Source organism: Chryseobacterium sp. BGA-UO-ETr-SB22 (genome assembly GCF_059567885.1).
This window is the reverse complement of record NZ_JCAQOV010000005.1, coordinates 1399112-1425843: the sequence shown is the minus strand read 5'-3', so window position 1 is coordinate 1425843 and position 26732 is coordinate 1399112. Positions and strand designations below refer to the sequence as shown.

The window sequence follows — 26732 nt, the reverse complement described above, 5'->3', positions numbered from 1 at the left end:
ATAAAAAAAGAGATTTATCGTTAGATTTACAGTTTTCAAACTAAAAACCAATGTATGCTCAAAATTAAGACACTCCTTTTAATTTTTTTATCCACTTCTTCTTTTAGCTTTGCTCAGACCTGTACTTGTGAAAGCAATTATCAATGGGTAAAAAAAACGTTCGAGGAAAATGACGCAGGATTTCAATATGTAATTGATAAAAAAGGACTCCCGGCTTATCAGGCTCATAATAATGACTTTCTGACTAAGATCAAAAATTCAAAATCAGATACTGAATGTACACAGACTATTTATGAATGGCTTAAATTCTTCAGATCCGGGCATATTTCCATTAAAATGATCGAAAAAGAGAATCAGCCAGCCCAGCCTCAGCCAGCAGCCGCAATCATAAATAATAAAACAGAAACCGTAAAAGTAGATATTGAAAAGTTTAAAAAGGAAGTTCTCTCTAAAAAAGATTCTGATATTGAAGGGATCTGGGAAGTCCAGCCTTACACAATAGGAATTAAAAAATTTGGAGAGGTTTATAAAGGGTTCATTATTCAATCAGGAGCAGAAAACTGGAAACCTTATGATTTGAAACTGACTTTTAGCGCTGATAAAACAAAAGGAACGTTCTACTTAAGAAACAAATCCGGGCAGGAAATCACCAATGTCAGATTCATTGGAAAAAATTATCTTGAAATCAATGACTTTACCTTGAAAAGAGTTTCCCCGAAATTTGAAAGAGAAGAAGGTATTGAAACTTATTTTGAGGCAGCACAGGCAGAAATGCCTTTTCTAAAACAGATTAATAAAACTACCCTGCTTTTAAGAATTCCTTCCTTCAATGGAGCTTTAAAAAAGGATATAGACAGTGTCATTACAGCCAACCAATCTAAAATTGAAAGCACAGAAAACCTCATTATCGATATAAGATATAATGGTGGTGGAAGTGACAACAGCTTTGCCAAAATTATCCCATATCTCTATACCAATCCTATCCGAAGTATCAGAACACAGTTCTATTCTACAAAACTGAATAATCAGAGAATGCTGGACCTGTATGAGAACTATCAAAAATATGGAATATCTGCGGAAGACAGAGAATATCTAAAAAAATCATATGATAAACTAAGCCAGCATCTTGGTAAGTTTGTAAGCCTTAAAGACGATGGAAATATGGTAGACATCAAAAAAATGGATAAAATTTCACCTTATCCAAAGAATGTTGGAATTATCATTAATGAAGGAAACGGCAGTACGGCAGAAGAATTTTTACTGGCAGCCAGACAAAGCAAAAAAGTAAAACTTTTTGGAACTACAACAGCTGGTGTTTTGGATATCTCTAATATGTATTTCGTGGCTTCTCCTTGTAACGAATTTAAGCTCGGATATTCACTTTCTAAAAGCTTCCGTATTCCGGAGATGGCCATTGATGGAAAAGGGATTCAACCGGATTATTACATCGACAAAACAATTCCTGATTATCAATGGATAGATCATGTAAGCGATATACTTAACGAAAAATAAAATAAGAGCTGTTTCTATTTGAAACAGCTTTTTTAATACTTTAATACCACGATTAATCTGTCAATGAATGAGCTTTAGCCAAAGCCTATTAATAAAATTATGCATTTAATAGAAATTTGGCTTGATCTTTCTGCTTTCAATCAATAAAAAACAAACTGGTTATTGTAAATTGGTTAAGTTTTTGAAGCTTATTCTATAAAACCAGTCACACCATTGAAATTAATCACATTTACAAAAAAAGGAATTTACTGTCCCCAGGGGAAATTTTATATTGATCCATGGAGACCTGTAGATATGGCGGTTATCACCCATGGCCACGCTGATCATGCCCGTTGGGGAATGAAAAAATACCTTTGTCACCATTTCACAAAACCTATTCTCCATCAAAGAATCGGAATGGATATCGAATGCCAGAGTCTGGAATATGGAGAAGTTTTAAGCATCAATGGGGTAAAACTTTCCCTTCATCCTGCCGGACATATTATTGGTTCTGCACAGATCAGACTTGAATATAAAGGATATGTGACGGTCATTTCGGGCGACTATAAAGTTCAGGATGATGGATTGAGCACTCCTTTTGAGCTGGTAAAATGTAATGAATTTGTTACAGAAAGTACTTTTGGACTGCCCATTTACAACTGGCTTGAAGTTCCGGATTTAAATAAAAAACTTCAGAATTGGGTGCTGAAGAATAAGGAAAATAATAAAACATCAGTTTTTATCGGGTATTCTTTAGGAAAAGCCCAGCGCATTATGAAGGCGGTGGAAGGTCTGGGAAAAATATACGTCCACTATTCCATCGGAAAGCTGAATGAAGCTTTTGAAACCGTAGGAATTGACCTTCCGGACTATACCATTGCCGATTTCAGGGAACGCCCAAAAGAGATGGAACATGAAATTGTAATTGTTCCTCCTGCTTTACTCGACAGTAATATCATCAAAAAAATTCCTGATCCGGCTACTGCCATATGTTCCGGCTGGATGCAGGTTCGTGGTGCCAGAAGATGGCGGAGTGCAGATGCAGGCTTTGCAATGAGTGACCATGCAGACTGGAAGGGATTATTACAGACTGTAAAAGCAACCGAAGCTGAGCTCGTACACGTTACGCACGGACAAACCGAAGTTTTTTCAAAATATTTGAATGAAATCGGAGTCAAAGCAGATGTTGTGGAAACCTTATTTGGAGAAGACGAAGAAGAATCTGAAAAAGAAACCCCTGAAACCCCGGAATCATGAGACATTTTGCAGACCTTATCAACGCTTTGGAAACTACCAATAAGACCAATGCTAAAATTGATGCCATCATCGATTATCTGGAACGTGCCCCTGATGAAGATAAAGTATGGTTTATCGCCTTGTTTATCGGAAAAAGACCCAAAAGAAATGTGAATACCAATTATATGAAAGAATGGGCACTGGAAATTACAAAACTGCCTTATTGGCTGTTTCAGGAGTCTTATTCTTCCGTAGGTGATCTTGGGGAAACATTATCATTGATTCTTCCGCCTCCGCAGGAAAATATAGAGCGTACCTTATCAGAATGGATGAATGATATTGTCAGTTTAAAAGGAAAAACAGATACAGAAAAAAAAGATTTTGTATTAAACTCCTGGAACGGTTTGGATTATACTGAACGATTGATTTTTAATAAATTAATTGGCGGAAGTTTCAGAATCGGAGTGTCAGATAAAACCCTGATCAATGCTCTGACAAAGTTTTCAGGTCAGGAATCAAGTGCATTGATGCATAGTTTAATGGGAAAATGGCTGCCGGATGAAGTCTCTTTTAAAGAGCTGATTGATGCTGAAAATGTAAATCCTGATAATTCAAAACCTTATCCTTTCTGCCTTGCCTATCCTTTGGAAAAAAAGCCTGACGAACTGGGAAATCCTGATGAATGGCTTGTAGAATACAAATGGGATGGAATACGCGGACAGATCATCCGGAGAAATGATGAAGTTTTCATCTGGTCAAGAGGGGAAGAACTCATCACAGAACAATTTCCGGAAATCACCGAAGTCGTAAAAGCCATGAAAGGCAGCTTTGTGATAGATGGAGAAATACTTGCGGTAAAAGACAATAAAGTTTTAAATTTCAATGAATTACAAAAAAGATTAAACAGGAAAAGTTTAACTAAAAAAATGCTGTCGGAAATTCCGATAGAAGTCTTCGCTTATGATTTATTAGAGCTTGAAAATAATGATCTGAGGGAGAAACCTATCTCTGCAAGAAGAGCTTTGCTTGAAGAATTATTGTTAAATGAAAATCCTCAGAACATCAAAATTTCCAAAAGCCTTGACTTTGAAAAATGGGAAGAACTGGACTCTCTTCGTGATAATTCAAGAGAAGTAAACAGCGAAGGATTGATGTTAAAACAAAAAAATTCACCCTACCATTCCGGACGGAAAAAAGGCGATTGGTGGAAGTGGAAAATAAATCCGTTTACCATTGATGCAGTGCTTATTTATGCCCAGAAAGGGAGTGGTAGGCGAAGTGCTTACTATACGGATTATACTTTTGCTGTAAAAAACGGTGATGCTCTGGTAACCATAGCCAAAGCGTATTCTGGGCTCACAGATAAAGAAATCATGGAAGTAAGCAGATTTGTAACCAAAAATGCCATTGAGAAATTTGGGCCTGTGAGAACCGTAAAAGCAGAACTGGTTTTTGAAATTGCTTTTGAAGGAATCGGTTTCAGCAACCGTCACAAAAGCGGTGTTGCACTGCGGTTCCCGAGAATTGTACGATGGCGGAAAGATAAAACGGTAGATGAAATTGATAATTTGGAAGAGATAAAAAAATTAATACAATAATAACGCAATGACGCAAGGTTTTTTAAAGTGAAATATTGACTTTGCCAAGTGAAACGTCTTTGCGATCGAAAAATTAAACAGTTTCCTATAAACTATTAGCGAACTTAGCGTTAAAATTTATATAAACACTTAGCATCTTTTGCGTTAAAACTAAATCAAAATAAAATTGGCAACTTTCGAACATACCAACGGATTTAAGATCATTCAACAATGGATGACCGATAAAGATATTGCCCCTTTTAAATTCCAGCTGGAAACCTGGAAGAAATTTGGAAACGGCTACAGTGGAATGGTAGTCGCTCCTACTGGTTTCGGAAAAACTTTTTCGGTCTTTTTAGCCTTGATTTCAGACTTTTTAAATCATCCTGAACAATACAAGAAGGGCTTGAAAATGATTTGGATTACTCCATTGCGGTCTTTATCCAAAGATATTGCAAAAGCCATGCAGGAAGCCATTGATGAAATTGGGCTTGATTGGACTGTAGGCGTAAGAAACGGAGATACTGATCTGAAAGTAAAACAGCAGCAGGTCAAGAAAATGCCTGAAATTCTTGTTGTAACCCCCGAAAGTCTCCATTTGCTTCTCGCTCAGAAGAATAATGACCGTTTTTTCACAGATATGAAATGTGTGGCTGTGGATGAATGGCATGAATTATTAGGTTCAAAGCGGGGTGTTATGGTAGAGCTGGGAATCTCACAGCTTAGAAAATATGTTCCGAAGATAAAAATATGGGGCATTACAGCAACCATCGGAAATCTGGACGAAGCCATGGAAGTTCTTATTCCTTATGACAGTAAAAAGACAAAAATTACAGCCAAAGAACAGAAAAAGATAGATATTCTCCCGGTTTTCCCGGACGAAATTGAAATATTACCATGGGCAGGACATCTTGGAAACAAGCTTGCTGATAAAGTAGTGCCTATTATTCTGGAATCAAAATCTACCATTGTTTTTACAAATACCAGAAGCCAGAGTGAAATATGGTATCAGCTTTTATTGGATGCTCACCCTGATTTTGCAGGTCAGATCGCCATCCATCACAGTTCCATTGATGCCCATTTGAGAATCTGGATTGAAGAAAATCTAAGTTCCGGCAAATTAAAAGCAGTCGTTTCCACCTCATCGCTGGATCTCGGCATTGATTTTAAACCTGTAGATACTGTTATTCAGATCGGATCTGCGAAAGGAGTTGCACGCTTTCTGCAGCGGGCCGGGCGCAGTGGGCACTCCCCTTTTGAAACCTCCAAGATCTATTGTGTTCCCACCCATTCTTTGGAACTGATTGAAGTTTCAGCTTTAAAAGAAGCCGTAAAACAAAAAGTAGTTGAGCCCAGGGAGCCACAGGTCTTATGTTTTGATGTTCTGGTTCAGTTTCTGATGACATTGGCTGTTGGTGATGGTTTTTATCCTGATGAACTCTACGAAAGAATCAAAAAAGTATATGCTTTTCAGGAAATGCTAGATGAAGAATGGAAAGCTATTCTGGAATTTCTTACCATTGGCGGTAGTGTTTTAAAAAACTATGAAGAATTCCATAAGATCGTTATCATGGAAGATGGTCTTTATAAAGTGACTTCAAGAAAGATAGCTATGCTCCACAGAATGAATATGGGAGTGATCGTAAGTGATGCAATGCTGAAGGTGAAGTTTATTTCCGGAGGGTATATCGGAATGATTGAAGAATATTTTATTTCAAAACTGAAAAAAGAGGAAAAATTTATTTTAGCCGGACGAACGCTGGAGGTCGCAATGATCAAAGATATGACCGTGTATGTACGAGCAGCCAAAGGAAGAGCTCTTGTTCCGAGTTACCTTGGCGGAAGACTGCCTCTAAGTACCAATCTTGGACATTTTTTAAGAGAAAAGCTGTCCCATGCCTTAAATCCGAAAGCTTCAGAAAAAGAACTGAAGTTTTTACATCCATTGCTCGTCAATCAGGAGAAGAACTCCCATATTCCCAAAGTAAATGAATTTCTGGTTGAAATGATTAAGAACCGTGAAGGAAATCATTTGTTTATGTATCCTTTTGAGGGCCGTCTGGTGCATGAAGTAATGGCTGCTTTGATTGCTTACCGTATTTCAAAACTGGCACCTATTTCATTTTCGATGGCGATGAATGATTATGGATTTGAGCTGTTCAGTGATAAAGAAATTCCGTTGAATGAAGAAAATCTGCAGCAGATTTTAAGCAGAGATAACTTGATGAATGATGTGATTGCAAGTATCAATTCTGCCGAAATGGCAAGAAGAAAGTTCAGGGATATTGCCGTGATTTCAGGAATGGTGATTCAAAACTATGCCGGGCAGCAGCGCTCCAATAAATCTTTGCAAAGTTCAGCCGGACTTATTTTTAAAGTGCTGGAAGACCATGATTCCAATCATTTTTTAATAAAACAGGCTTATACGGAAGTCTTTAATATGCAGCTTCAGGAGCAGCGGCTTGTAGAAGCTTTTAAAAGGATAGAAAAATCTGAAATTATTCTAAAACATTCCCGTTCCTTTACTCCACTCAGCTTCCCGATTAAGGTTGACAGCTTAAGGCAGACTCTTTCAAGCGAAGGACTGGATGCAAGGATTAAAAGAATGCTGAAGCTATCCAATATAAGTGATCTTTTATAATCAATTAATGTGTTTTCTGTAAGAACATATATGCCGACGAATATTTGTTTATCGCAAAGACGCAAAAAATTGATAATAATAACGTTTTAAGGCGCAAAGCTTTTATCTCTGATAAAATTTAGTCACGTTAATCTTGCTGAAAATCTTTGATTTTCTTGCGCCTTACATAAAAATAGATAATATAAAATTTGCGCCTTTGCGAGATTCTAAAATTTATAAAATCAAATAAAAAGCCTATCGTTTTAATCTTATTCTTAGCCTAATATTCTAAGTTAATTTTCTTGATAAATTTAAATAATCACCGTAACTTAGAGTATACCTTCTTAGAAGTTGTAATAAAATTTAAATAATGGAAAAATTGTTCTTAGTCCGTCACGGACAGTCACTCTGGAATCTGGAAAACAGATTTACGGGGTGGAAAGATATTGATATAACCGAAGCCGGTATTGAAGAAGCCAAAAAAGCAGGCCTTGCTTTAAAAGGAGAAAGAATAGATATTGCTTTTACCTCGGCGCTCATCAGGGCACAGCATACCCTATCCATCATTCTGAATGAGATAGGAAATCCTAACATACCAGTTGTCAAAGATAAAGCTCTAAACGAACGTTCTTACGGAAATCTGGAAGGATTAAATAAAGCTGAAACCGCTTTGAAATATGGAGATGAACAGGTTCATACCTGGCGCAGATCCTATGATGTGGTTCCTCCCGGAGGGGAAAGCCTTAAAGACACATACAATAGGGTAATTCCCTATTTTGAAAGTCAGATAAGACCGTTATTAAAAAAAGGTGAAAATGTATTGATTGTTGCCCATGGAAACAGTCTCCGTGCACTGATTATGTACCTTGAACATCTGTCTCCTGAAGAAATTTTAGAAAGGGAAATTGCTACAGGCTTTCCTCTGACGTATGTTTTTGATGAAAAGTTTCATGTAAGCCGGAAGGTAGGCTGATTCAATTAATATAACGTAACTTTAAGCATTAAATATTCAATTATAAAGCGTGTTTATAGCAACCAAAAGCATTTCTGTACAAAATGAAAATTTCATTCTGACCAATCAGCGTGCTGCATTCTGGGAACGAGAAAAAGCCCTTATCCTTTCTGATCTTCACATCGGAAAAACGGCTCATTTCCGCAAAAATGGTATTGCAGTCGCCAATCATATTATGAAAAGTGATCTGGAAAGATTATCAGCTTTGATTGAATTTTTTAACCCTGAAAAATTTATTGTAGTTGGCGATTTACTGCATGCAGGAGATAATTCTGATGTGGATGAATTTTGTACATGGAAAAACCAATATCCTAATATTCAGTTTTATCTCATTGAAGGTAATCATGACCGGATTTCAAAATCTCTGGAGAAAAAGTTATGTTTTAATCATAAAGTGGAGTGGCTGGAAATAGATGATATTACTTTTATTCATGATTTTGATCCGTCCAGATCCGGATTTCAGGTTACCGGACACATTCATCCCGGAATTGTCCTGAATTCTGCTGTAAAAAATATCAGACTTCCCTGTTTTGCTCTCAGCAGCAACCAATTATTGCTTCCGGCTTTCAGTGAATTTACAGGATTGGATACCAAAAATCTGCCTAAGAAAAGTACTTTTTTTGTATTTACAGATGCGGATATTTATGAGATTTAAAACATATTAATCCTTGTCAAGGATAGGAAATTAATACAAAATAAAGGCAGATAAAAACCTGCCTTTATAACACCATCCACTTCATGTCATCTACCTGTTGATGACTCCTTCATTTACTTAAATCTAACATTTGATGTTTACTCTGTGCGTTGAACACATGGTATGAAATCAATATAAAAATCACTTAATTGTGCTTATTCTTTCTTGCTTAAACGGATACTGTATAAAGTAATGAATACTGTAACTACCAGAAATAAAGCTCCTATCCATGGTGTGCTTCCCAATCCTAAAGAGGATGTCACAATCATTCCTCCCACATAAGATCCGATCGCAATACCCATATTAAAAGCAGCAATATTAATCCCTGAAGCCACATCCTCAGTTCCCGGAAGTTCTTTTTCTGCAATTTGTACCACCAATAACTGAAGTCCTGGAACGGAAGCAAATGATAATGCGCCTAAAAAGAAAAGCGTAATAATACTTAACACCGGACTGCTTACGGTAAAATAAAACGCAAGCAATACCAATCCTTGAGCAGCAAACATCCATAGAAGTGCTTTCAGAGGATTTTTATTTGCAACTTTTCCTCCAATCAGATTTCCAAGTGCAATGGCAATTCCATAAACAAGCAGGATAAAAGTGACTGTAGACTCCTGAAATCCAGTGATTTTCTGTAAAATGGGTGACAGATAGGTAAAAACTACAAATGTACCTCCATATCCCATGGCTGTCATTAGAAAAGCGAAAATCAGACGCTTGTTTCCCAATACTTTAAACTGACTTTTTAAAGAAGCAGTCTTTCCGTTTTTCAGATTATTAGGAACCAATAATAAGCTGGCTGCTAACCCGATGATTCCAAGGATTGAAACGCCTATAAAAGTTGCTCTCCATCCGAAATGCTGACCAATAAAAGTTCCTAGTGGTACTCCGGTTACAATGGCAAGCGTAAGTCCGGCAAACATAATGGATATCGCTGTCGCTCTTTTTTCTTCAGGAACCAATGAGGCCGCAATGGTAGAGCCAATGGAAAAATAAACCCCATGGGCAAACCCCGTAAGGATTCTTGCCAGCACTAAAGTAATAAAACCGGGAGCAATAGATGCCAGGCCGTTTCCAATAACAAATAAAAGCATAATGGAAACCAAAAGCATTTTACGCGGAATTTTTCCTGTTAACGCCGTTAAGATGGGAGCTCCAATAGCTACTCCTATTGCATACAGGCTTACCAGCAATCCCGCTGAAGGAATCGTGATCGCAAGATCGGAAGCAACGGTTGGAAGAAGCCCAACAATCACAAACTCTGTAGTTCCTATCCCGAAAGCACTTATTGTAAGAGCCCATAATGCTGCAGGAAGACCTTTTTTCACAGTGTCTGATGCAGTGTTTATCTGTATTTCTTTTTGATAATTCATTGTCTTGTATTTTGTTGATATTGACAAGGCAAATTTCCGACGAATAATTGTATTATAAAAATTATTTAAATTGTATCAATATATCAGAATAATGATAGTTTATTTTTAAATTTAAAATTTGTTCCTTTGTATAATAATCATCCATTTTTAATGAAAAAATCAGAAGCAACCCGTCTTACTATTCTCCAAAAAGCGTTTGAACTGATCTATGTGAAAGGTTTTCAGACCACAAGCATTGATGAGATTATCGCAACGACTCAGGTGACTAAGGGTGCTTTTTATTATCATTTTAAAACCAAAGATGAAATGGGACTGGCTATTATCAACGAACTGATGAAGCCCAACTTCAGACGTAATTTTATTGAATCTCTTCAGAATAACACAAATCCATTGGACAATATTTATGAGATTATCTACAATCTCCTGATGGAAACAGACTTTTTAAAAGTTGAATACGGCTGCCCTACTTCTAATTTTATACAGCAAATGGCACCATGGCATACCGCCTTTACCCATGCTTTGCATGAACTTTCAAAAGAGTGGGAAAATGCTTTCACAGAAAGTATAGAAAAGGGCAAAGAAACTGGAATCATTAAGCAAGAAGTAAGTGCCAGAGAAGTAAGTGTTTTTGTGATTTCCGGATATTGGGGCATCAGAAATCTAGGAAAAGTTGAAAATTCAAAAGAGGTGTATCTTGTTTATTTAAAAGGACTTAAATCATATTTGAAAACCCTGCAATAATTTTTTTGATTAAAAACATACTAATTAGTATGTTTTTATTATACCTTTGCTCTGTTCTAAAAAATAAACAATGTATCAAACCCTTACTTTTTTACATTCTCAAACCCGCTGGCTGGTTTTAATAAGTTTAATTTATGCGATTTACCGTTCTTTTAAAGGATATTATTCAGGTAGAAAATTTACCGGAGCAGACAATTCTGGAAGACATTGGACAGCTACCATAGCTCATGTTCAATTGATTATCGGAATGATATTTTATTTCAAAAGTCCAGTTATCCAATATTTCTGGAAAAATTTTAATGAAGCCAAAGAATCTTTTGAACACCTGTTTTTTGGGTTGATTCATATTTCATTGATGATTACTGCTGTTGTTGTCATCACAATTGGTTCCGCTTTAGCCAAAAGAAAACTTTCAGATAAAGACAAATTCAAAACCATGGGCCTCTGGTTTTCTCTTGCCCTTATCATTATTTTCATTGCCATTCCATGGCCTTTTTCTCCTTTAGCAAACAGACCTTATTTCAGATAATTATGATAGATTTATTGAAAACAAAAATCGGCCGGCTAAGAATTCTGGCTATTCTGGAAGGCATTTCATTGCTCAGTTTAGTATGCATTGCCGTTCCTATGAAATACTGGATGGGAAATCCTTTATTTGTACGATTAATAGGCCCTGTTCATGGAACGTTATTCCTGCTCTTTCTGTTCAATACACTGAGCATTGGTGTTGAACAGAAATGGAAATTTAAAGAGATAACATGGAAGGTGATTCTTGCCTGTTTTATTCCTTTTGGAACATTTTATATTGACTGGAAAATTTTAAGCAAGCTATGAGAAACGTTTTGATAGTCTGCGGAATAGCTATTTTGATGTATGTTGTCTATAGAGTTTACCGTTTTCAGACCTTAGATAACGGATTACCTGAACTGATCAAAAAAGGAGCAGTAATTCTTGATGTAAGAACTGAAAAGGAATATGAAACGGGACATATAGAAGGTTCGGTTAATATTTCATTAGGAACAATCAGAGAACGGTATGTGGAATTGGATCCCGATAAAACATATATCACAGTATGTTCACATGGACTCCGCAGTGTAAAAGCAGAAAATATCCTGAAGGAAAGAGGTTTCAAGCATATTTATAATGGCGGTGCCTGGAGTGATCTTCAAAAAACAATCAATCCATAAGATAATAAACCCTCCCCAGACTGTGTCGCGGGAGGGTTTTATATTTTTAAACAGTCTTATCATCCAGCCATACTACTTTTTGTTCAGATGAATGCTCCTGCCCTATGATATCTCTGTATAATTCAGGTCTTCTTGCTTTAATATACCGATTTCCTCCTGACTGGTTAAGCTTTTCAGAAGTAATAATTGCAGATTCAAAACTGTCTTCCCATGACCTGCATTCTGCAATAACATCTCCGAAAGGATCTATAATCATAGAACATCCGTTTTTCAACTGGTCGTCATCCATCCCAACAGGATTTGAAAAAACAATATATGCTCCGTTATCATAAGCTCTTGACGGAAGCCATTTCATCAACCAGTCTCTGCCTTTCATTCCATTAAATTCTAAACGTAAAGATGTAGGATCTGATTCTCTGTTTTCCCAAAGCTGAGGATCTACAAAACCTGCTCCCGGTCTTGTGGAAGGGGTACACATTGTAACATGGGGCATAAAAATAATTTCTGCACCAAGAAGCCTTGTAGCTCTAACATTTTCAATGATATTATTGTCATAGCAAATGAGAATGCCGCACTTCCAGCCCATAATATCAAATACACAATACTCATTACCTGGTGTAAGATGAGGATTGATAAAAGGATGTAATTTTCTGTACTTAGCTTTCAGCCCTGCTTTATCAACACATACATACGCTTTGAAAAGATTATCATGTTCATCTTTTTCAAATAATCCGGCCAATATGGTGATGTTATGCTGGGCTGCAATTTCCTGCAGTTTTTGAATGCTCTCTCCTTCCGGAATACGTTCTGCAATATCGAGAAGCTGTTTTCTAGACAGTTTCCGGGCAAAAGTATACCCTGTAATGGAACATTCATGAAAAGCAATGACATGAGATCCCTGAGAAGCAGCCTGGCTGGCCAGTTTTTCTATGACAGACAAATTGTAAGCCTTATCCCCGCTTTTGTTTTCAAATTGTGCCGTTGAAATTTTAATATTCATTGATTTTTTTTAAGCAAAACTAGATGACTCTGCTTATAAAAAATTGTATAAAACCGACATGCTTATTTACAGCTGAATGAAATTGACAGCCATTTTATTTTCTGTTTTCAAATACTGTTTGGGAGTAAGCCCGATATTGTTTTTAAATTCCCTGATCAGATGAGACTGGTCAGAATAACCTGCTTCATAAGAAAGTATCGTCATACTTTTATGATCAATACCTCTGTTTATAAGGCTTAAAAAGTAATGAAGACGGATTATATTTCCATATTTTTTAGGAGATATTCCCATATGAAATTCAAACTTTCTTTCCAGATGACGTTCAGAATATCCTGTGAATTTTTCCAGGTCTTTGGATGCTACAACCCCTTTATTTTGAAGAATATATTGCTGTGTGGCCGCAATAATATGATGATCTGTATCTATTTTTTCAGATAAAAATTCAGTAAAAAAAACATTCAGATCATTGATAACAGTCAAAGGATCAACTTTATTAAAAAGTTTTTCCTGAAATACTTCCAGTTGATCTTTTAAAACATCTTCCACAGAAACAATCTGATTTCTAACTTCTTTAGCGGATGTTTTTAAAAGAATATTTAAAAAATAGGGTTGAAGTACAATGGCAATCAAGGAAAATTTCCCTTTTGAGGAGAAATCTTTATAGCTATTTAACGTTCCATAAAAAAAAGAAAGCGGCATCTGGTCTTCCAAAATACCTGAATACAGATTCATATCTCCGGATAGAATAAGTCCGGAACTGCCATCTGTAAACAGTCTTAAACTCCTTATGTTCTTTTCAGAATTTTCCAAAAAGATATAATGCCTGATAAAAGGAGCCAAATGTTTAGGAGGCGAAATCTGCATGCATCAAATGTACATAAACTTTTTGGCAGAAAAAGAAACTGTTTACTATTCAAATTCTCTCACTGATCAGATAGATTACACAGATGATTCTGAAAAGAAATCTACTCCAGATACCACACTTTATTGCCATTTGGTCAGGTATTTGAATGGTTTAGCCTACATCAATCACTTAAAATATTATATTATGTCAACACAGAATCTCAGCCATCTTGAGGCGATCAAAAAAATCAAAGAACTCTCGGAAAGTGCAAGAATATGTATGTTCTGTACAGAATTGGAAACCGTTCCTATCAACTCAAGGCCAATGACCTTGCAGGAAACGGATGACAGTGGAAATCTCTGGTTTATCAGCAGTGGAACCAGTAATAAGAATTTTGAAATCAAAGAAGACCGCAGGGTACAGTTGTTTTTTATGAATAACAGTAATTCTCAATATCTTTCGGTATACGGAGAAGCTTCTGTTTATCGGGATAAAGCTACCATAGAAGAAAAATGGTCTCCCTTAGCAAAAGCCTGGTTCGACGGAAAAGACGATCCCAATGTTACTATTATCCGTGTAGAACCTAAGGAAACTTATTATTGGGACACTAAAGCAGGAAAACTGGTCAGCCTGTTTAGCTTTGTTGCTTCTGCAATCACAGGGAATAAAACTAACAATTCTGACGGTGTAGAAGGAAATGCAACGATATAAAAGTTTTAAACAAAAGATAATAAACGGCTCAATTTCTTGAGCCGTTTGATTAATATTCTATTTTTTCACATCCTCCATAGATGCTCCAAAATTAATATGAAGAACGTTACCATTAGGTGTTACTAAAGCAGGTACAGACTTTACGCCTGCCTTTTCAGCCTCTTCAATTTTGTTTCTGTCATTTCCTAAATGGATAATGTCAACATTTTCAAGACCTATCAGGTTGGTAATGTCATGTTCTGCGCTGATACATACAGGGCATCCTGCATGATAAAAAATGGATTTTTTCATAAGATGGTATTAATTAACAAGGGTTTTAATAATATTTTTCAATTCTTCAGTTTCTTTTTCCTGAAGTGGTTTTAAAGGGCTTCTCAAATTTCCGCCGTCTTCGCCCAGAATCGTAAGGCCTGATTTTACAGCTCTAGGTAATCCTTTATTGACAATAAATTTTAAAAGATCGAACTGTTGGTAGAAAATAGCTTTTGCTTTCTCAAGATTTCCTTCCTCAACGGCATTATAAAGGCTGATCGTTAGTTCAGGAATAAGATTCGGGGCAGCGGTACACCAACCTCTTGCTCCGGCAGAAAAGGCAGCCAGCGCCAAAGGATTGGAACCGTTATAGAACGCGACTTCTTCTCCCAATTCTCTTCTTAAAAAGTGCATTCTCTGAATATCTCCCGTGCTTTCCTTAATCATGGTAACATTAGGGATCTCCAGGAGTCTTTTCAATAGGGCTGGCGACATGTCTACTCCACTCGTTGCCGGATTGTTGTAAGCCATAATCGGAATAGATATTTTACTTGCTACGGCATCATAATGCGTTACAATTTCGTCATCCGTAAGTTTCCAGTAACTCATCGGAATAATCATAACCGCATCAGCGCCTGTTTTTTCTGCAAACTGAGCATGATGAATGGTTTTCTCTGTCGTAAGATTGGAAACTCCTACAAGGGTCGGAATTCGTCCTCTTACCTGCTGCAAAGTAGCTTCTGTCACTTCTTCTTTTTCCTCATCAGATAAATAAGGCATTACCCCTGTACTGCCCAATGGAGCAATTCCATGGCTTCCGGAAATAACCAGTCTTTCTACCAGATGCTTGAAAAGAGGAATATTTACTTTTTCATTTTCATCAAAAGGTGTTATGGGATAAGCTATAATCCCTTTAAATGGAACATTTTTCATTTTTTACTGATTTAAAAATTTAAAATAATTTTAAACCATTAAGAGAACTTAAGATGTTAAGAATATTGAGTTGAGCTTCGCATTGAAAAAAATCATATCCGCATCAATAGAATTTAACAATGAAAGTATCTTAATGGTTTACCTATTGATTATTAAAGATCTCTGCCTTCTTCTTCTCTCAAAGCAACACCCAGATTCTGCAATTGGGGAGCATTTTCGCAGGCAATATATTTGGCAGGTTCTGTATCGCTAAGATTCTGATGCTTATGCCACGCCCATGAAGGAATATATACGGCATCTCCAGCTTCCCAATGTACTCTTTCATCTTCTACTTCTGTCCAGCCTTTCCCTTCTATCACATATAATACGGTTTCATAGGTATGGCGGTGTCTGTTGGTTTGCTGCCCTGGAGTGAGCCCGCCAATCGTCATACTGACATTCTTACTTGGAAGATCTACAAAGAAAACAGGATGCTTTCTTTCTGTTGAAAACTGATTGTGTTCTCCTGCATTTTCTACATTTTTATGAATCAAATGGCTTGGTTTTACATACTTTGGTCTTGCAAAAGTTTCGTGGAAATCTTTAGAACTGAATTGTTTCTTATCCATGATTTTAAAATTATTATGGTTTTGTGCTTTATTGCATGACAAAATTATTTTATATTTGGACTATTAAAGTGATTCAGTTTTTACATAAATAGATAGTCCAGATGTTACGCCCTTGGAAATTAGAATTGGAAATTGATAAAAAGCTTGATAAAGCCGTTTATCTACAGATTGCAGATACCATTATCAGTGATATCCGCTCAGGAAGATTAAAAGCCGGAGATGCACTCCCCGGAAGCCGAAATCTTGCACAAACCCTAAAAATCAACAGAAATACCGTGGTAGAAGCTTATCAGGTACTGATCAATGAAGAATGGGTGATTTCAAAAGAAAGGAAAGGAATTTTTGTATCCGAAAGACTACCTGTTTTGCATGAAAGAAATGCAGATACCACTCATCATTCCCCACATCAACAGGGCCAACCTACTGGAATTTTAATCAATTTCGATGATGGTCACCCGGACAGCAAAATTGCTCCCGTAACAGAGCTGGCAAGGGCCTATAGACAGATTTTCAGCATCAAGGCAAAGTGGCAGATGATGGGCTATGGAGATGAACATGGTGATAAAGAATTTCGAAAAATGATTTCCCAAATGCTCAATCACCAGCGCGGAATGCATATTCATGAAGATGAGCTTTCTATAACAAGAGGCAGCCAGATGGGAATGTTTTTGACCGCTCAGACTCTTTTTACTTCCGGTGATGCTGTTATTGTAGAAGATCCTGGATATCAACCAGCATGGCAGGCTTTTGAATATGCAGGAGCACAGCTTTTACCTGTTACTGTAGATAAAGAAGGAATCAGTATTGAAGCCATTGAAAAGCTTTTAACAAAGCATCAGAATATAAAAGCGATATACATTACGCCTCACAGACAATATCCTACTACTGTTACCTTGAGTTTATCCAGAAGATTAAGGTTAATAGAATTATCAAACCAATACAATATCACGATCATTGAAGATGATTACGATAATGAGTTTCATTTCGGTTACCGCCCTATCCTGCCGATTTCAAGCTTTCCGGAGCTTCAGAATTATGTTTATATCGGAACGTTGAGTAAGGTTGTTGCACCTGCTTTGAGAATTGGCTATCTGGCCACTGCCAATCAGGAATTACTGAAAAAAATAGGAAATCTGAGAAAGATAATTGATGTACATGGAGATGTCATTATGGAACAGGCCGTTCTTCAACTGATAAAAGAAGGAGCTGTAAAGAAACACATCAGAAAAGCAACCGTTCATTACAAAAATAAAAGAGATTATGTTTTTGAGCTGCTGAAAAAGCATATGACAGGTATTGCAGATTTTACACTGCCTGAGGGCGGACTTGCCTTTTGGATTGTGCCTAAAGTAAAATTAGATTGGGATGCCGTAACCGCTCAATTATTGGAAAAAAACATTAAAATCATTCACCCGAAACAGTACAGTCAGCATCATGTAAATGGATTCAGATTGAGCTATGGAGCCCTTTCTGAAGAACAGCTGGAACAAAGTATTCCTCTTATTTCAGAGGTTTTTTCTAAGTTTTTTAATACTTAAATAGCATAAAAATGATAAAATCTGTGGCCCAATAGTAACCACAGATTTTATTTTTTTGAAATCTATTCTACTTCAAAAACCGCCTGAATTTCAACAGAAGAGTTCACCGGAATTGAAGAGGCTCCAAAAGTCGCTCTGGCATGTTTTCCTTTGTCTCCGAAAACTTCAACGGCAAGATCAGAAGCAACATTCATCAAGTCTGCATGTTTTGTATAATCGTCTTTTGTATTGAAAATTCCTGTAAGCTGCACACATTGTTTTACTCTGCTCAAATCTCCTCCTACTGCTTCATTCAAAACAGAAATAACATTCAGCATGGTAACCTTTGTAGCGTCTTTTACCTGTTGTTCATTTACTTCAACTCCTAATTTCCCGGGATTGAAAATTTTCCCGTCTTTCAAAGCAACCTGATTAATAAATACCAAATTTCCGGAACGTACAAACGGCTGATAATTTCCTGCGGGTTTAGGAACCTGTGGAAGCATAATATTTTTCTGTTTCAGTAGTTCATTGAAGTTCTGATGATTTTCAACGATTGGTGTACTTTTTTTCGGACGGGTATCTTTCAAAGCCAAAGCTATTTTTGCAAAGTTTTTTCCCTGAAGCTCAGCAATATTTCTTTCTCCTTTGGTAGGTCTTTCAACGTCTTTTAATGAAGCCATACTCGTTATTCCTAAAACAGTATTTCCCTGTGGAATAGCTTTATTCAGTTCTTCTGTTCCACGAATTCCGTTAGGTACCAGTACCATTCCATGTACAGCAAGGCTGTTCCAGAATGCCTGAAGTGCAAGTTCTTTTCCTGCACCGCTTCCCGCTGACATGAAAACAACAGCCGGAACTCCTTCCAAAGCGTGATTGGTCCAAAGCTGAACGGTTTTAGATAAAAATTCACTCATTCCTGTACTGATATTCCCGAAATAAACCGGTGAACCAAAAGCAATTCCATCATAATTTGTCAGTTCATCTACGGTAGCTACAGGCAGATTTTTCAGATTGGGATGTTGGGAAGCTTTGACTAATTTGATATAAGGAACTGCATTATTTTCGCTTTCAATGCCTTTGGCGATCTCTTTGGCCAGTTCGTAGGTTCCTCCATTATCAGAATGGATAAGAACCAGTATTTTAGCTTTATTTTGTGCCATGATATTGGTGATATTAGATAATAAAATTAAAATAAAAAAAAGACATAATTTTTTCATTCAGAATAAGATATAAGTTAATATTTTTTTTTGAGACTATTGTTTTTTAAGGTCTGTTATCTTGATGATACAAAATTACTATTGTCGTTTTTATTAAATTTGCCAAAATATACATACAAAACGACAACATGAAATGTGGACTGATTGAAAAAACGGAAAGCCAGTTTGTAGATTCCATCGAGAAGGAAGCTTACGTATGGTGTGAAAAAGACTGGAAACATGACGATTATGAACATCAACATAACCGTGCCCAGCTTACGTTTGTGGAAGAAGGGTACCAATATTTCCATATTGACAGGAAAATCTATCTTGTCCCACAGCATCATGTCATCTGGATTCCTTCAGAAAAAGCCCACAAAATAACTTCTGAAGCACAAACGGTGAACCTGATGGTGTTTCTGTTCAAGTCAGTTTTTGAAGATGAATTTTATAAGAATGTACAGGTATTTGCTGTTCCTCCTGTTCTAAAGGAAATGCTTTTGTATGCTTCAAAATGGAACCAATCGTTGGATGAAAATGAAGAACAGGATTTGTTTTTCAAAGCTATTTTAAAGAGTCTTCCCAACTTCTGCAAAGAAAGCAGCGGACTAGAAATTCCTGTTCCTGCTGATGTAAGGTTGATTCCCGTATGCAATGATATCAATGCTCATTTTAAATATAATCTGGACATTGATTCGTTAGCTGAAAAAGCGCAAATGTCTGTGAGAAGCCTTCAGCGAATTTTTAAAAATGAAACCGGAATTACCCTGCAAAAATACCTGCAGCTGACAAGGATTTTAAAAAGTATAGAATTGATAGATACCAAACAGTATACCTTGAGTGAAGTTGCCTATAAAGTAGGTTATCAAAGCTTATCAGCTTTCACATCATCCTATTTTGCGATCATGCAGGTGAAGCCAAAGCTCAATAAAAATCAAGGGGTTTTATCATGAGGCATATCAACGGGTTTTGATTCCGGTGAGCCTTTTTCACGAAGCCAGACAGATAAAAGTACAAGAGAAGCTACAGCCAGAAATTCACTCTGCCAGTTCTGAAAAGATTCAAACCAAAACCTTGATTCAGAAATATATTGCATTGCTGTTACCGCGGACTTACTTTTCATCATCTGTTCATTATTAAAATCTTTAAGACTTCCATAGAAATGCAAAATAAAACTCGTCAGGAAGAGGATTGCAAACGCAAGTGATAGTGAATGTTTGTAGAGTTTCAGCCAAATTCCTCCTTTTTTAACGGGCCATGGTGCTTTGGAATGTACCACAGGTTCTCTGTCAACATCTTCCTTGTCTGTCAGAGATTTTGATTCGCTGGAACCTTTTTGTCTCAGAGAAATCGTTAATAAAACATAAAGCATCATTTGAAGAAATTCGCTTTCCCAATTTTCAAAAGTAGCCTGTATAAAATGACCGCTACTGATGTATTCACTCATCTTTAAAACATTCTGTCCGTTTTCAAGCAATTCTTTGTTTTCCGTTTTCCAACCCATAAAAAACTGTGCTATGAGAAAAATGATCATCAGAGAAATCAAAACAATACTTAAGCTGTTGCGATAAAAGAAACCGGAGCGTGACATATTTCTAGGTTTAAAAGTTTTAAATTCAATGTTTAAAGTCTAAGATTCATCAATCACGTTTTTGATAAGGAAATACCTTCTGCAAGCTCTTTGTTGTGGGACCTGTAAGAATTTTTCCATTGACATTGAAACGGGATCCATGACACGGGCAGTCCCAGCTCAACTCAGCACTATTCCACCGGACTTCACATCCGGCGTGTGGACAGGTACTTTTAAGCAGATGCAAAGTCCCGTCATTTTCTTTGTAAAGCGCATAGGATTCTGATTCATAACGGATCACTTTTGCCTCGCCTTCTCCTACTTCTGAAAAGGAATCAATTTTCTCGGTTAATATCTTGTCTTTTATAAAATCAAAAGCTACGGTTGCAGCTTCTTTCACGAAATCTGAAAATCCGGCAACAGGTTTGATTCTTGAAGGATTGAATAAGTCTCCATATTTACTTTTTCCGGTAACAATAAGGTCATGCAGTATCTGTGAAGAAAGAGTCCCGAATATCATTCCGTTACCTCGAAAGCCTGTTGCTACAAAGATTCTTTTTTTAGTTCCAGGAAGCTTTCCTATATAAGGAAGCCCGTCCACAGGCTCATAGTATTGGCTGGACCAGGTGTAATATACGGTTTCCACCTCGAAATATTTTCTCACATAGTTTTCAAGCCTTGAAAAGCATTCTCCGGTATCGTCTGCATGCCCTGTTTTGTGATCTTCACCCCCGGCAATCAATAGATTTTCACCATTGATGCTCTGAATACGGTAATAATGATAAGGTTCACAAAGATCATAGCCAAGTTCCCATGGATATTTATCATTTTTCATGGTAAATGCCATAACATAACTTCTGTAAGGAGCATTCGTAAAATGAAGAAGATTAATGCCAGGCGGAATGTGGGTGGCATAAACTACATTTTTTGCTTTTATTTCTCCTTTTGAAGTTTTTAAAATTACATAGTCATTGTGCTCATCATGAGTTTCACAGAGACAGTTTTCCTGAATAGATCCACCCAGCTTTATAAAAGCGTCACAAAGTCCTTTGATGTATTTTATAGGATGAAAATGTCCCTGTCCGGGAATAAGCACCGCTTCTTTGAACGGGATCGGAAAAGGAATTTCGTTCACATAGTTCATTTCATGGCCTACATTAGCCGCACCTTCTACAATATCTTTCAAACGGTCTTCCTGCTTTTCATCCAATGCAAAAAGATAAGCAGACTTTCTTGTAAAATCACAGCTGATCTTATACTGATGGATGTTATCTTCAATGATTTTGATGGCATCAGCACCGGATTCTGAATACAATTTGGCATTATCCAAACCAAAATCACGGATGACCTGAGTAAACGTTGTATCAAAAAAATCGTTTAAATGAGCCGTTGTTCCACCCGTTGTTCCAAAGCCTATATTGGCAGCCTCAAGGATAATACATTGCTGCCCGGATTCCTGAAGTTTCAGCGCTGTGGAAACTCCGGTAATTCCGCCACCTACTATGGCAACATCAAATAGTGGATTGAGATCAGTTTCTGCAGAAAATTTTCTGACCTCTTCCTGCCATATACTTTTTCTTGCACCGTCTCTGTACATAACCAGAATATTTTGTTGTTAAACTTATCTGATACTCAAGGTATCGCTTTCGGGCAGACCAGTTTTACCAGCATTGGCCGGGTTATTCTTTTGGTCTCTTTTTTTGTTTTCATCTTCGTCAATATTACACCTGCAGGAAGTAAAAGCAAATAAGCTTATTACTCCCAAAATAAATGCTGTAGTTTTCATATTATAATATTTTGATGGGGTTACTATTTTAGCCATTTACAATTAATCCTCCATTGGGATGAAGTACCTGTCCTGTCACCTGCGAGCCATCTGTAGCTGCCAGAAACAAAAAACTGAAGGCGATTTCTTCCGGTGTGGCATTTCTCTCCAGAGGAGGCTTGTTGGGATTTTCTTCTTTTTCGTCAAATGTTTCTTCAGTAAGCGGAGTCGCAACGGGGCCTGGAGCAACGGCATTCACACGGATTCCTTTTGGTTTTGCCTGTAATGCCAGTGAGCGTGTAAAGGAAACAATAGCTCCTTTTGTTGCTGAATAATCTAGCAGTTCAGGATGTCCCTGGTAAGCAGAAACAGAGGTCGTATTGATCACAGAACTTCCTTCTTTCAAATAAGGGAATACGACCTTCGTTAACAAAATCATTCCAACAATATTAGAATCAAAGGTCTCTCTGATGTTTTTCTCTACAAGATCTTCAATCGTATCCGCAGGAAACTGAACCCCAGCATTATTGATAAGAATATCAATCTTCCCGAATGCCGAAATGACTTCTTTTACCGTCATTTTACAGAATTCATAATCATTGATATCACCTTTGAAAATAATGCATTTTCTATTCAGATTTTCAATTTCTGCTTTTGTTTTTCTGGCGTCATGATCACTGGAATGATAAATAATAACAATATCAGCTCCTTCCAATGCAAAAAGCAGGGCCACTGCTTTACCGATTCCGCTGTCTGCTCCGGTAATCAAAACGGATTTATTTTCTAATTTTCGCATCGCATCATCTTTTTATTTTTCTTCTGCAGGTTTCTTGTTATTTTAAGATTAAAAGCCTGTTGAGTTCACTTTTAAAACACCCTAAAATAAATTCCGTATAATACAGCTGGGCGTTCAGGGCTTGTGTTTTAGGATGCAGTTCCAGTTTTTTAGTCAGAATAATTTCCCCTTTATAGGAGAATGCGAAATAGGCAAAAATTTTATAGCCGGAACTCCGGTTCGGTGTACAGTAGCCGGTTGTAGCGATAGACCAGTCTGATTCGTAAAGCCTGGCAACGTTTAATGCCATAGTTTGTGCAATATTTTCTGAAACACAGTCACATTCTTCAGCTTCCTGTCTGTTGACTTTTAATAGTCTTACTTTCTCAGGTAAAGAATAGGTTGTCATGCCTCCCTTATAAAACATTGAGGCATTGGGCATCTGTGAAAAAGCCAATTGCAGGCATCCTGAAGTGACACTTTCAGCAACTGAAATGGTTTCATCAGTAGTCATCAGGGACTGACTTATATATTCTAAGAGATTTTGTTGAAAATTCATAATATTAATATTTGGATAATGATGGTTAAAATTAATTTGAGAAAATGAAAAGAAAGGCTCAAAAAGCTGCTGAATGGATCAATACAGCAGCTTACTTACATATTTAAATTGGTGTGAAGGTGTTGTGATTAAGCGTTTCTCTCCATTTCAAGATCCCAGACTCTGTGTTTGGCAATAGCATTAATAAATTGATCTGCAGGATTTGCATCTTCCCATGTAATAATCCCCGGATCATCATGCTGTTTGGACGATACATTAGAATTATGATAAAGAGGCTGCGTATCTGTTCCGAAATAAATGGCCTTGCAATGCTTATAAGCTTCGTTGATAAAATGCAGGACATGATGTTTATTTTCTGAAATCATCAGTTCTTTTACGGAATCTGTACCAGAACAAATGAATAAAGCATCAAAACAGACACTGGCAGTATTCGTCAGAGAATATTTCGGAGTCAGGTCTGTACCATCATTAGTTCTTACAGGAGCAAGACTTGGTGCAATCAATTCCACTTTGGCTCCTTCTGCTTCAAGTTTTGTTTTAAGATCGCTGACAGCTCCACCATCAGCACCGTTGGCCAGGATAAATCCTATTTTTCTGGTTTTAATCGTGTTTTTAACGGTATGTCTCATACTTAAGGCATCAGAAACCTTGGTATTAGGCTCCCTTTCTTCGCTTTGAAGCTCTACAACATTACCGTCTGCGGGCAGACTTTGGTTGGGAAATTCTAATTTTTTGACTTCTACCCCTAGTTTTTCTGCAACTCTCCAGGCCAAAATCGTATCAATATATGCTAGCTGTCCTACCATTCTTTCTCTAATTTCAGGACGATTCACTTTAGACAATTCAAAGATCAATGCATTCTGGAGGTGCGTTTTCTCCGGTGTCGACTGACTATTGTAGAATAGTTTAGCCTGTGAATAATGATCTACAAAGCTTTTACTTCTTTCTCTGATCTTTACCCCTGAAACTCTTTCCTCTTGTGAAGTAAACCCACCTTCAGACATCATCGCCTGAAAAGGACATCCACCGCCTATGGAATTGGGTTCGTAGCTCGTTTTTCCTTTGACGATCTGCTGTCTCATATGCCCGTCCCGTTGGTTATTATGAACGGTATTGAGTGATCTGTTAATCGGAATTTCATGGAAATTGGGTGATCCCAACCTTGACAGCTGAGTATCGGTATATGAAAATAATCTTCCCTGCAGCAGTGGATCATTCGTGAAATCTATTCCGGGAATAATGTGTCCGGGATGGAAAGCTACCTGTTCAGTTTCTGCAAAAAAATTATCAGGATTTCTATTAAGCGTTAATGTTCCTACAATTTCTACGGGAACTTCTTCTTCAGGAACCAGTTTGGTAGGGTCAAGAAGATCAAAATCAAATTTGTGCTCATCTTCTTCAGGAATCAGCTGTACCCCAAAATCCCATTCAGGATAATCGCCGTTTTCAATGGCTTCCCATAGGTCTCTTTTGTGAAAATCAGAATCTACTCCGGAAATAATCTGAGCCTCGTTCCAGGCTACGGAGTGCACTCCCAGTTTTGGTTTAAAATGAAATTTCACAAAATGTACTTTTCCTTCCTCATTGATGAATTTGAAAGAATGGACTCCAAAACCTTCCATCATTCTCAGACTTCTCGGAATGGCTCTGTCACTCATCACCCACATGATCATATGCATACTTTCCGGCATGAGTGAGATAAAATCCCAAAATGTATCGTGAGCGGAAGCAGCTTGCGGAATTTCATTATCCGGTTCAGGTTTTACCGCATGTACCAGATCCGGAAACTTCATAGCATCCTGAATAAAGAATACAGGTATATTGTTGGCTACAAGATCATAGTTCCCTTCATCAGTATAAAATTTCACAGCAAAACCTCTTGCATCTCTGGCCAGATCTGTACTTCCTTTACTTCCTGCAACAGTTGAAAATCGTACAAAAACAGGAGTTTCTTTTCCCGGTTCTGTTAAAAATTTAGCTTTGGTATAAGCTGCAAGACTTTTGTTAAGTTTAAAAACGCCGTGTGCACCGGAACCTCTTGCATGAACTACTCTTTCGGGAATCCTTTCGTGATCGAAATGGGTAATCTTTTCTCTCAGAATAAAATCTTCCAGTAATGAAGGACCGCGCTCTCCGGCTTTTAAAGAATCCTGATTGTTATTGATCTTTAAACCCTGATTGGTAGTCAGTTTTTCATTTTCATTGGAAGTAGTGTGTACATCCAGCTGTTCTGCTTTTTTGTTGTGTTCGTTGGTTTCCATATTCATAATCTTTTGTGGTTGGTGTAGGGGTTCAAAGCAGTGAGATAAAGAAATATTTTGCAGAATTAATCTGCTCTTTTCTCAAGAACTTCAAGAAGCCTGTTGATGTATTCTTCTTCCTTCAGCACTTTATAGTAAGCCGTTTTAGCATACAAAGTAAAATCCGGAGATTCAAATCTTATTTCATCATCCATATCAGAAGTTTCCATCGTGTTTTTAGTATGGAATTCCCGGATATGAAGGATATATTCTTCCATATAGGCATCTATTACTCTTTTCAGAACCTCGCATTGAGCATTATTTTTAATCTTTTCCAATGATTTGATCAGAAAAGCAGTCACTCCGTAAGAATTGATAATAAGCGGAAATAAAGATTCATTCTCCAGCGCGTTGTTTTTATCATTCAGCCCGGAATGTTGTAAAGTGTCGTTTTCAAATATCATGTTTAAAAAGGGTATTAGTTATGGGAAGCTTTTAAATATTGCTCAAAATAATGGAGGTCGTTTTTATCTTTGATGGACAGATAAAACATGATCTGTTCCGGCTCTTTTAATCCAATGCTGTTGAAACAGTCGAAATGAGCGATTAATGCCTGTATATTCTCAATATCAATATCTTTCAGGATAATGAATAAAAGAAAGATATTATCCCTGATCTCTTTGGCATAAATTGCCGCTCCATCCTCAAAACACGTTCCTGTGTGGGTTACTTTTATAAAGTCCTTGTGTCTCAGGGTTTTTATTATTTTCTGACCGTCCATATATATTTTGATTTCATGGTTAAAATAAGCCATATAGAACAAGCTAT

28 protein-coding genes are annotated in these 26732 nt (G+C 37.1%); 13 read left to right on the top strand and 15 right to left on the bottom strand.

Annotated elements, in window-relative coordinates; translation table 11 throughout:
* Nucleotides 1–54 precede the first annotated feature (54 nt).
* The 6 genes from AC57AW_RS13785 to pdeM all read left to right on the top strand — a co-directional run bounded on the left by AC57AW_RS13785 (nt 55) and on the right by pdeM (nt 8591).
* On the top strand, nt 55–1512 hold the full coding sequence (locus tag AC57AW_RS13785; protein ID WP_496352334.1) for a S41 family peptidase: 1458 nt from the start codon (nt 55–57) through the stop codon (nt 1510–1512).
* Between the two features lie 213 nt (nt 1513–1725).
* A complete protein-coding gene (locus tag AC57AW_RS13780) occupies nt 1726–2748 on the top strand; it encodes a ligase-associated DNA damage response exonuclease (RefSeq protein ID WP_496352333.1) in 1023 nt (340 codons plus the stop codon).
* Nucleotides 2745–4325, top strand: a complete 1581-nt coding sequence (locus tag AC57AW_RS13775) for an ATP-dependent DNA ligase (protein WP_496352332.1) — start codon at nt 2745–2747, stop codon at nt 4323–4325. Before AC57AW_RS13780 ends, AC57AW_RS13775 begins: the two co-directional genes overlap by 4 nt.
* Before the next feature lie 166 nt (nt 4326–4491).
* Entirely contained in the window at nt 4492–6945 is a 2454-nt protein-coding gene (locus tag AC57AW_RS13770; RefSeq protein WP_496352331.1) for a ligase-associated DNA damage response DEXH box helicase, read from the top strand.
* A gap of 349 nt (nt 6946–7294) precedes the next feature.
* Entirely contained in the window at nt 7295–7897 is a 603-nt protein-coding gene (locus tag AC57AW_RS13765) for a 2,3-bisphosphoglycerate-dependent phosphoglycerate mutase (protein ID WP_496352330.1), read from the top strand.
* Nucleotides 7898–7946: 49 nt separating this feature from the next.
* Entirely contained in the window at nt 7947–8591 is a 645-nt protein-coding gene (pdeM, locus tag AC57AW_RS13760) for a ligase-associated DNA damage response endonuclease PdeM (protein ID WP_496352329.1), read from the top strand.
* Between the two features lie 194 nt (nt 8592–8785).
* Here the strand turns inward: pdeM and AC57AW_RS13755 are convergent, their stop codons facing one another.
* Nucleotides 8786–10003 carry an MFS transporter gene (locus AC57AW_RS13755; RefSeq protein ID WP_496352328.1) on the bottom strand — a complete coding sequence of 406 codons (1218 nt, stop codon included), beginning with the start codon at nt 10001–10003 and terminating at the stop codon, nt 8786–8788.
* A gap of 150 nt (nt 10004–10153) precedes the next feature.
* Here AC57AW_RS13755 and AC57AW_RS13750 point away from each other — a divergent pair, with 150 nt between their 5' ends.
* The 4 genes from AC57AW_RS13750 to AC57AW_RS13735 all read left to right on the top strand — a co-directional run bounded on the left by AC57AW_RS13750 (nt 10154) and on the right by AC57AW_RS13735 (nt 11931).
* Nucleotides 10154–10744 (top strand): TetR/AcrR family transcriptional regulator, encoded by a 591-nt coding sequence (locus tag AC57AW_RS13750; RefSeq protein ID WP_496352327.1) that lies wholly within the window; start codon nt 10154–10156, stop codon nt 10742–10744.
* 70 nt (nt 10745–10814) lie between these two features.
* On the top strand, nt 10815–11273 hold the full coding sequence (locus AC57AW_RS13745; protein WP_496352326.1) for a hypothetical protein: 459 nt from the start codon (nt 10815–10817) through the stop codon (nt 11271–11273).
* 2 nt (nt 11274–11275) lie between these two features.
* Nucleotides 11276–11578, top strand: a complete 303-nt coding sequence (locus tag AC57AW_RS13740) for a DUF3817 domain-containing protein (protein ID WP_318845867.1) — start codon at nt 11276–11278, stop codon at nt 11576–11578.
* Nucleotides 11575–11931, top strand: coding sequence for a rhodanese-like domain-containing protein (locus tag AC57AW_RS13735; protein WP_318845868.1), 357 nt, complete (start codon nt 11575–11577; stop codon nt 11929–11931). The genes AC57AW_RS13740 and AC57AW_RS13735 overlap by 4 nt, the downstream gene beginning before the upstream one ends.
* A gap of 46 nt (nt 11932–11977) precedes the next feature.
* On the opposite strand, the gene AC57AW_RS13730 is transcribed toward AC57AW_RS13735, so the two are convergent.
* Together AC57AW_RS13730 and AC57AW_RS13725 are read right to left on the bottom strand one after the other, a co-directional pair.
* Nucleotides 11978–12931 carry a nitrilase family protein gene (locus tag AC57AW_RS13730; protein WP_496352325.1) on the bottom strand — a complete coding sequence of 318 codons (954 nt, stop codon included), beginning with the start codon at nt 12929–12931 and terminating at the stop codon, nt 11978–11980.
* 66 nt (nt 12932–12997) lie between these two features.
* Entirely contained in the window at nt 12998–13795 is a 798-nt protein-coding gene (locus tag AC57AW_RS13725) for a helix-turn-helix domain-containing protein (RefSeq protein WP_496352324.1), read from the bottom strand.
* A 184-nt stretch (nt 13796–13979) separates the two neighbouring features.
* On the opposite strand from AC57AW_RS13725, the gene AC57AW_RS13720 reads away from it, so the two are divergent.
* Nucleotides 13980–14486, top strand: coding sequence for a pyridoxamine 5'-phosphate oxidase family protein (locus AC57AW_RS13720; protein WP_496352323.1), 507 nt, complete (start codon nt 13980–13982; stop codon nt 14484–14486).
* A gap of 57 nt (nt 14487–14543) precedes the next feature.
* Here AC57AW_RS13720 and AC57AW_RS13715 read toward each other — a convergent pair whose 3' ends face one another.
* The 3 genes from AC57AW_RS13715 to AC57AW_RS13705 all read right to left on the bottom strand — a co-directional run bounded on the left by AC57AW_RS13715 (nt 14544) and on the right by AC57AW_RS13705 (nt 16279).
* Complete coding sequence (locus tag AC57AW_RS13715; RefSeq protein ID WP_318845872.1) at nt 14544–14777, bottom strand: thioredoxin domain-containing protein; 234 nt, start codon at nt 14775–14777, stop codon at nt 14544–14546.
* A gap of 9 nt (nt 14778–14786) precedes the next feature.
* On the bottom strand, nt 14787–15671 hold the full coding sequence (locus AC57AW_RS13710) for a dihydrodipicolinate synthase family protein (RefSeq protein ID WP_496352322.1): 885 nt from the start codon (nt 15669–15671) through the stop codon (nt 14787–14789).
* A gap of 152 nt (nt 15672–15823) precedes the next feature.
* Entirely contained in the window at nt 15824–16279 is a 456-nt protein-coding gene (locus AC57AW_RS13705; protein ID WP_052198582.1) for a cupin domain-containing protein, read from the bottom strand.
* Between the two features lie 101 nt (nt 16280–16380).
* Between AC57AW_RS13705 and pdxR the strand changes: the two genes are divergently transcribed.
* A complete protein-coding gene (gene pdxR, locus AC57AW_RS13700; protein WP_496352321.1) occupies nt 16381–17817 on the top strand; it encodes a MocR-like pyridoxine biosynthesis transcription factor PdxR in 1437 nt (478 codons plus the stop codon).
* A 62-nt stretch (nt 17818–17879) separates the two neighbouring features.
* Here the strand turns inward: pdxR and AC57AW_RS13695 are convergent, their stop codons facing one another.
* Nucleotides 17880–19016, bottom strand: coding sequence for an Atu1372/SO_1960 family protein (locus tag AC57AW_RS13695; protein ID WP_496352320.1), 1137 nt, complete (start codon nt 19014–19016; stop codon nt 17880–17882).
* Between the two features lie 128 nt (nt 19017–19144).
* Between AC57AW_RS13695 and AC57AW_RS13690 the strand changes: the two genes are divergently transcribed.
* Nucleotides 19145–19948, top strand: a complete 804-nt coding sequence (locus AC57AW_RS13690) for an AraC family transcriptional regulator (protein ID WP_496352319.1) — start codon at nt 19145–19147, stop codon at nt 19946–19948.
* Here AC57AW_RS13690 and AC57AW_RS13685 read toward each other — a convergent pair.
* The 8 genes from AC57AW_RS13685 to AC57AW_RS13650 all read right to left on the bottom strand — a co-directional run bounded on the left by AC57AW_RS13685 (nt 19930) and on the right by AC57AW_RS13650 (nt 26685).
* The gene (locus AC57AW_RS13685; protein ID WP_496352318.1) at nt 19930–20586 is read right to left on the bottom strand and encodes a DUF6766 family protein; all 657 of its coding nucleotides are present in this window, start codon (nt 20584–20586) and stop codon (nt 19930–19932) included. The two genes, AC57AW_RS13690 and AC57AW_RS13685, sit on opposite strands and share 19 nt — an antisense overlap.
* Before the next feature lie 49 nt (nt 20587–20635).
* The gene (locus AC57AW_RS13680; RefSeq protein WP_496352317.1) at nt 20636–22162 is read right to left on the bottom strand and encodes an FAD-dependent oxidoreductase; all 1527 of its coding nucleotides are present in this window, start codon (nt 22160–22162) and stop codon (nt 20636–20638) included.
* A gap of 24 nt (nt 22163–22186) precedes the next feature.
* Nucleotides 22187–22351, bottom strand: coding sequence for a hypothetical protein (locus AC57AW_RS13675; protein WP_413958577.1), 165 nt, complete (start codon nt 22349–22351; stop codon nt 22187–22189).
* A gap of 28 nt (nt 22352–22379) precedes the next feature.
* The gene (locus tag AC57AW_RS13670) at nt 22380–23126 is read right to left on the bottom strand and encodes an SDR family oxidoreductase (protein ID WP_496352316.1); all 747 of its coding nucleotides are present in this window, start codon (nt 23124–23126) and stop codon (nt 22380–22382) included.
* Between the two features lie 37 nt (nt 23127–23163).
* Nucleotides 23164–23664 (bottom strand): CinA family protein, encoded by a 501-nt coding sequence (locus AC57AW_RS13665; protein WP_496352315.1) that lies wholly within the window; start codon nt 23662–23664, stop codon nt 23164–23166.
* 128 nt (nt 23665–23792) lie between these two features.
* Complete coding sequence (locus AC57AW_RS13660) at nt 23793–25931, bottom strand: catalase (protein WP_496352314.1); 2139 nt, start codon at nt 25929–25931, stop codon at nt 23793–23795.
* 59 nt (nt 25932–25990) lie between these two features.
* The gene (locus AC57AW_RS13655) at nt 25991–26368 is read right to left on the bottom strand and encodes a hypothetical protein (RefSeq protein WP_318845882.1); all 378 of its coding nucleotides are present in this window, start codon (nt 26366–26368) and stop codon (nt 25991–25993) included.
* A 14-nt stretch (nt 26369–26382) separates the two neighbouring features.
* Nucleotides 26383–26685 carry a hypothetical protein gene (locus tag AC57AW_RS13650; RefSeq protein ID WP_496352313.1) on the bottom strand — a complete coding sequence of 101 codons (303 nt, stop codon included), beginning with the start codon at nt 26683–26685 and terminating at the stop codon, nt 26383–26385.
* Nucleotides 26686–26732 lie beyond the last annotated feature (47 nt).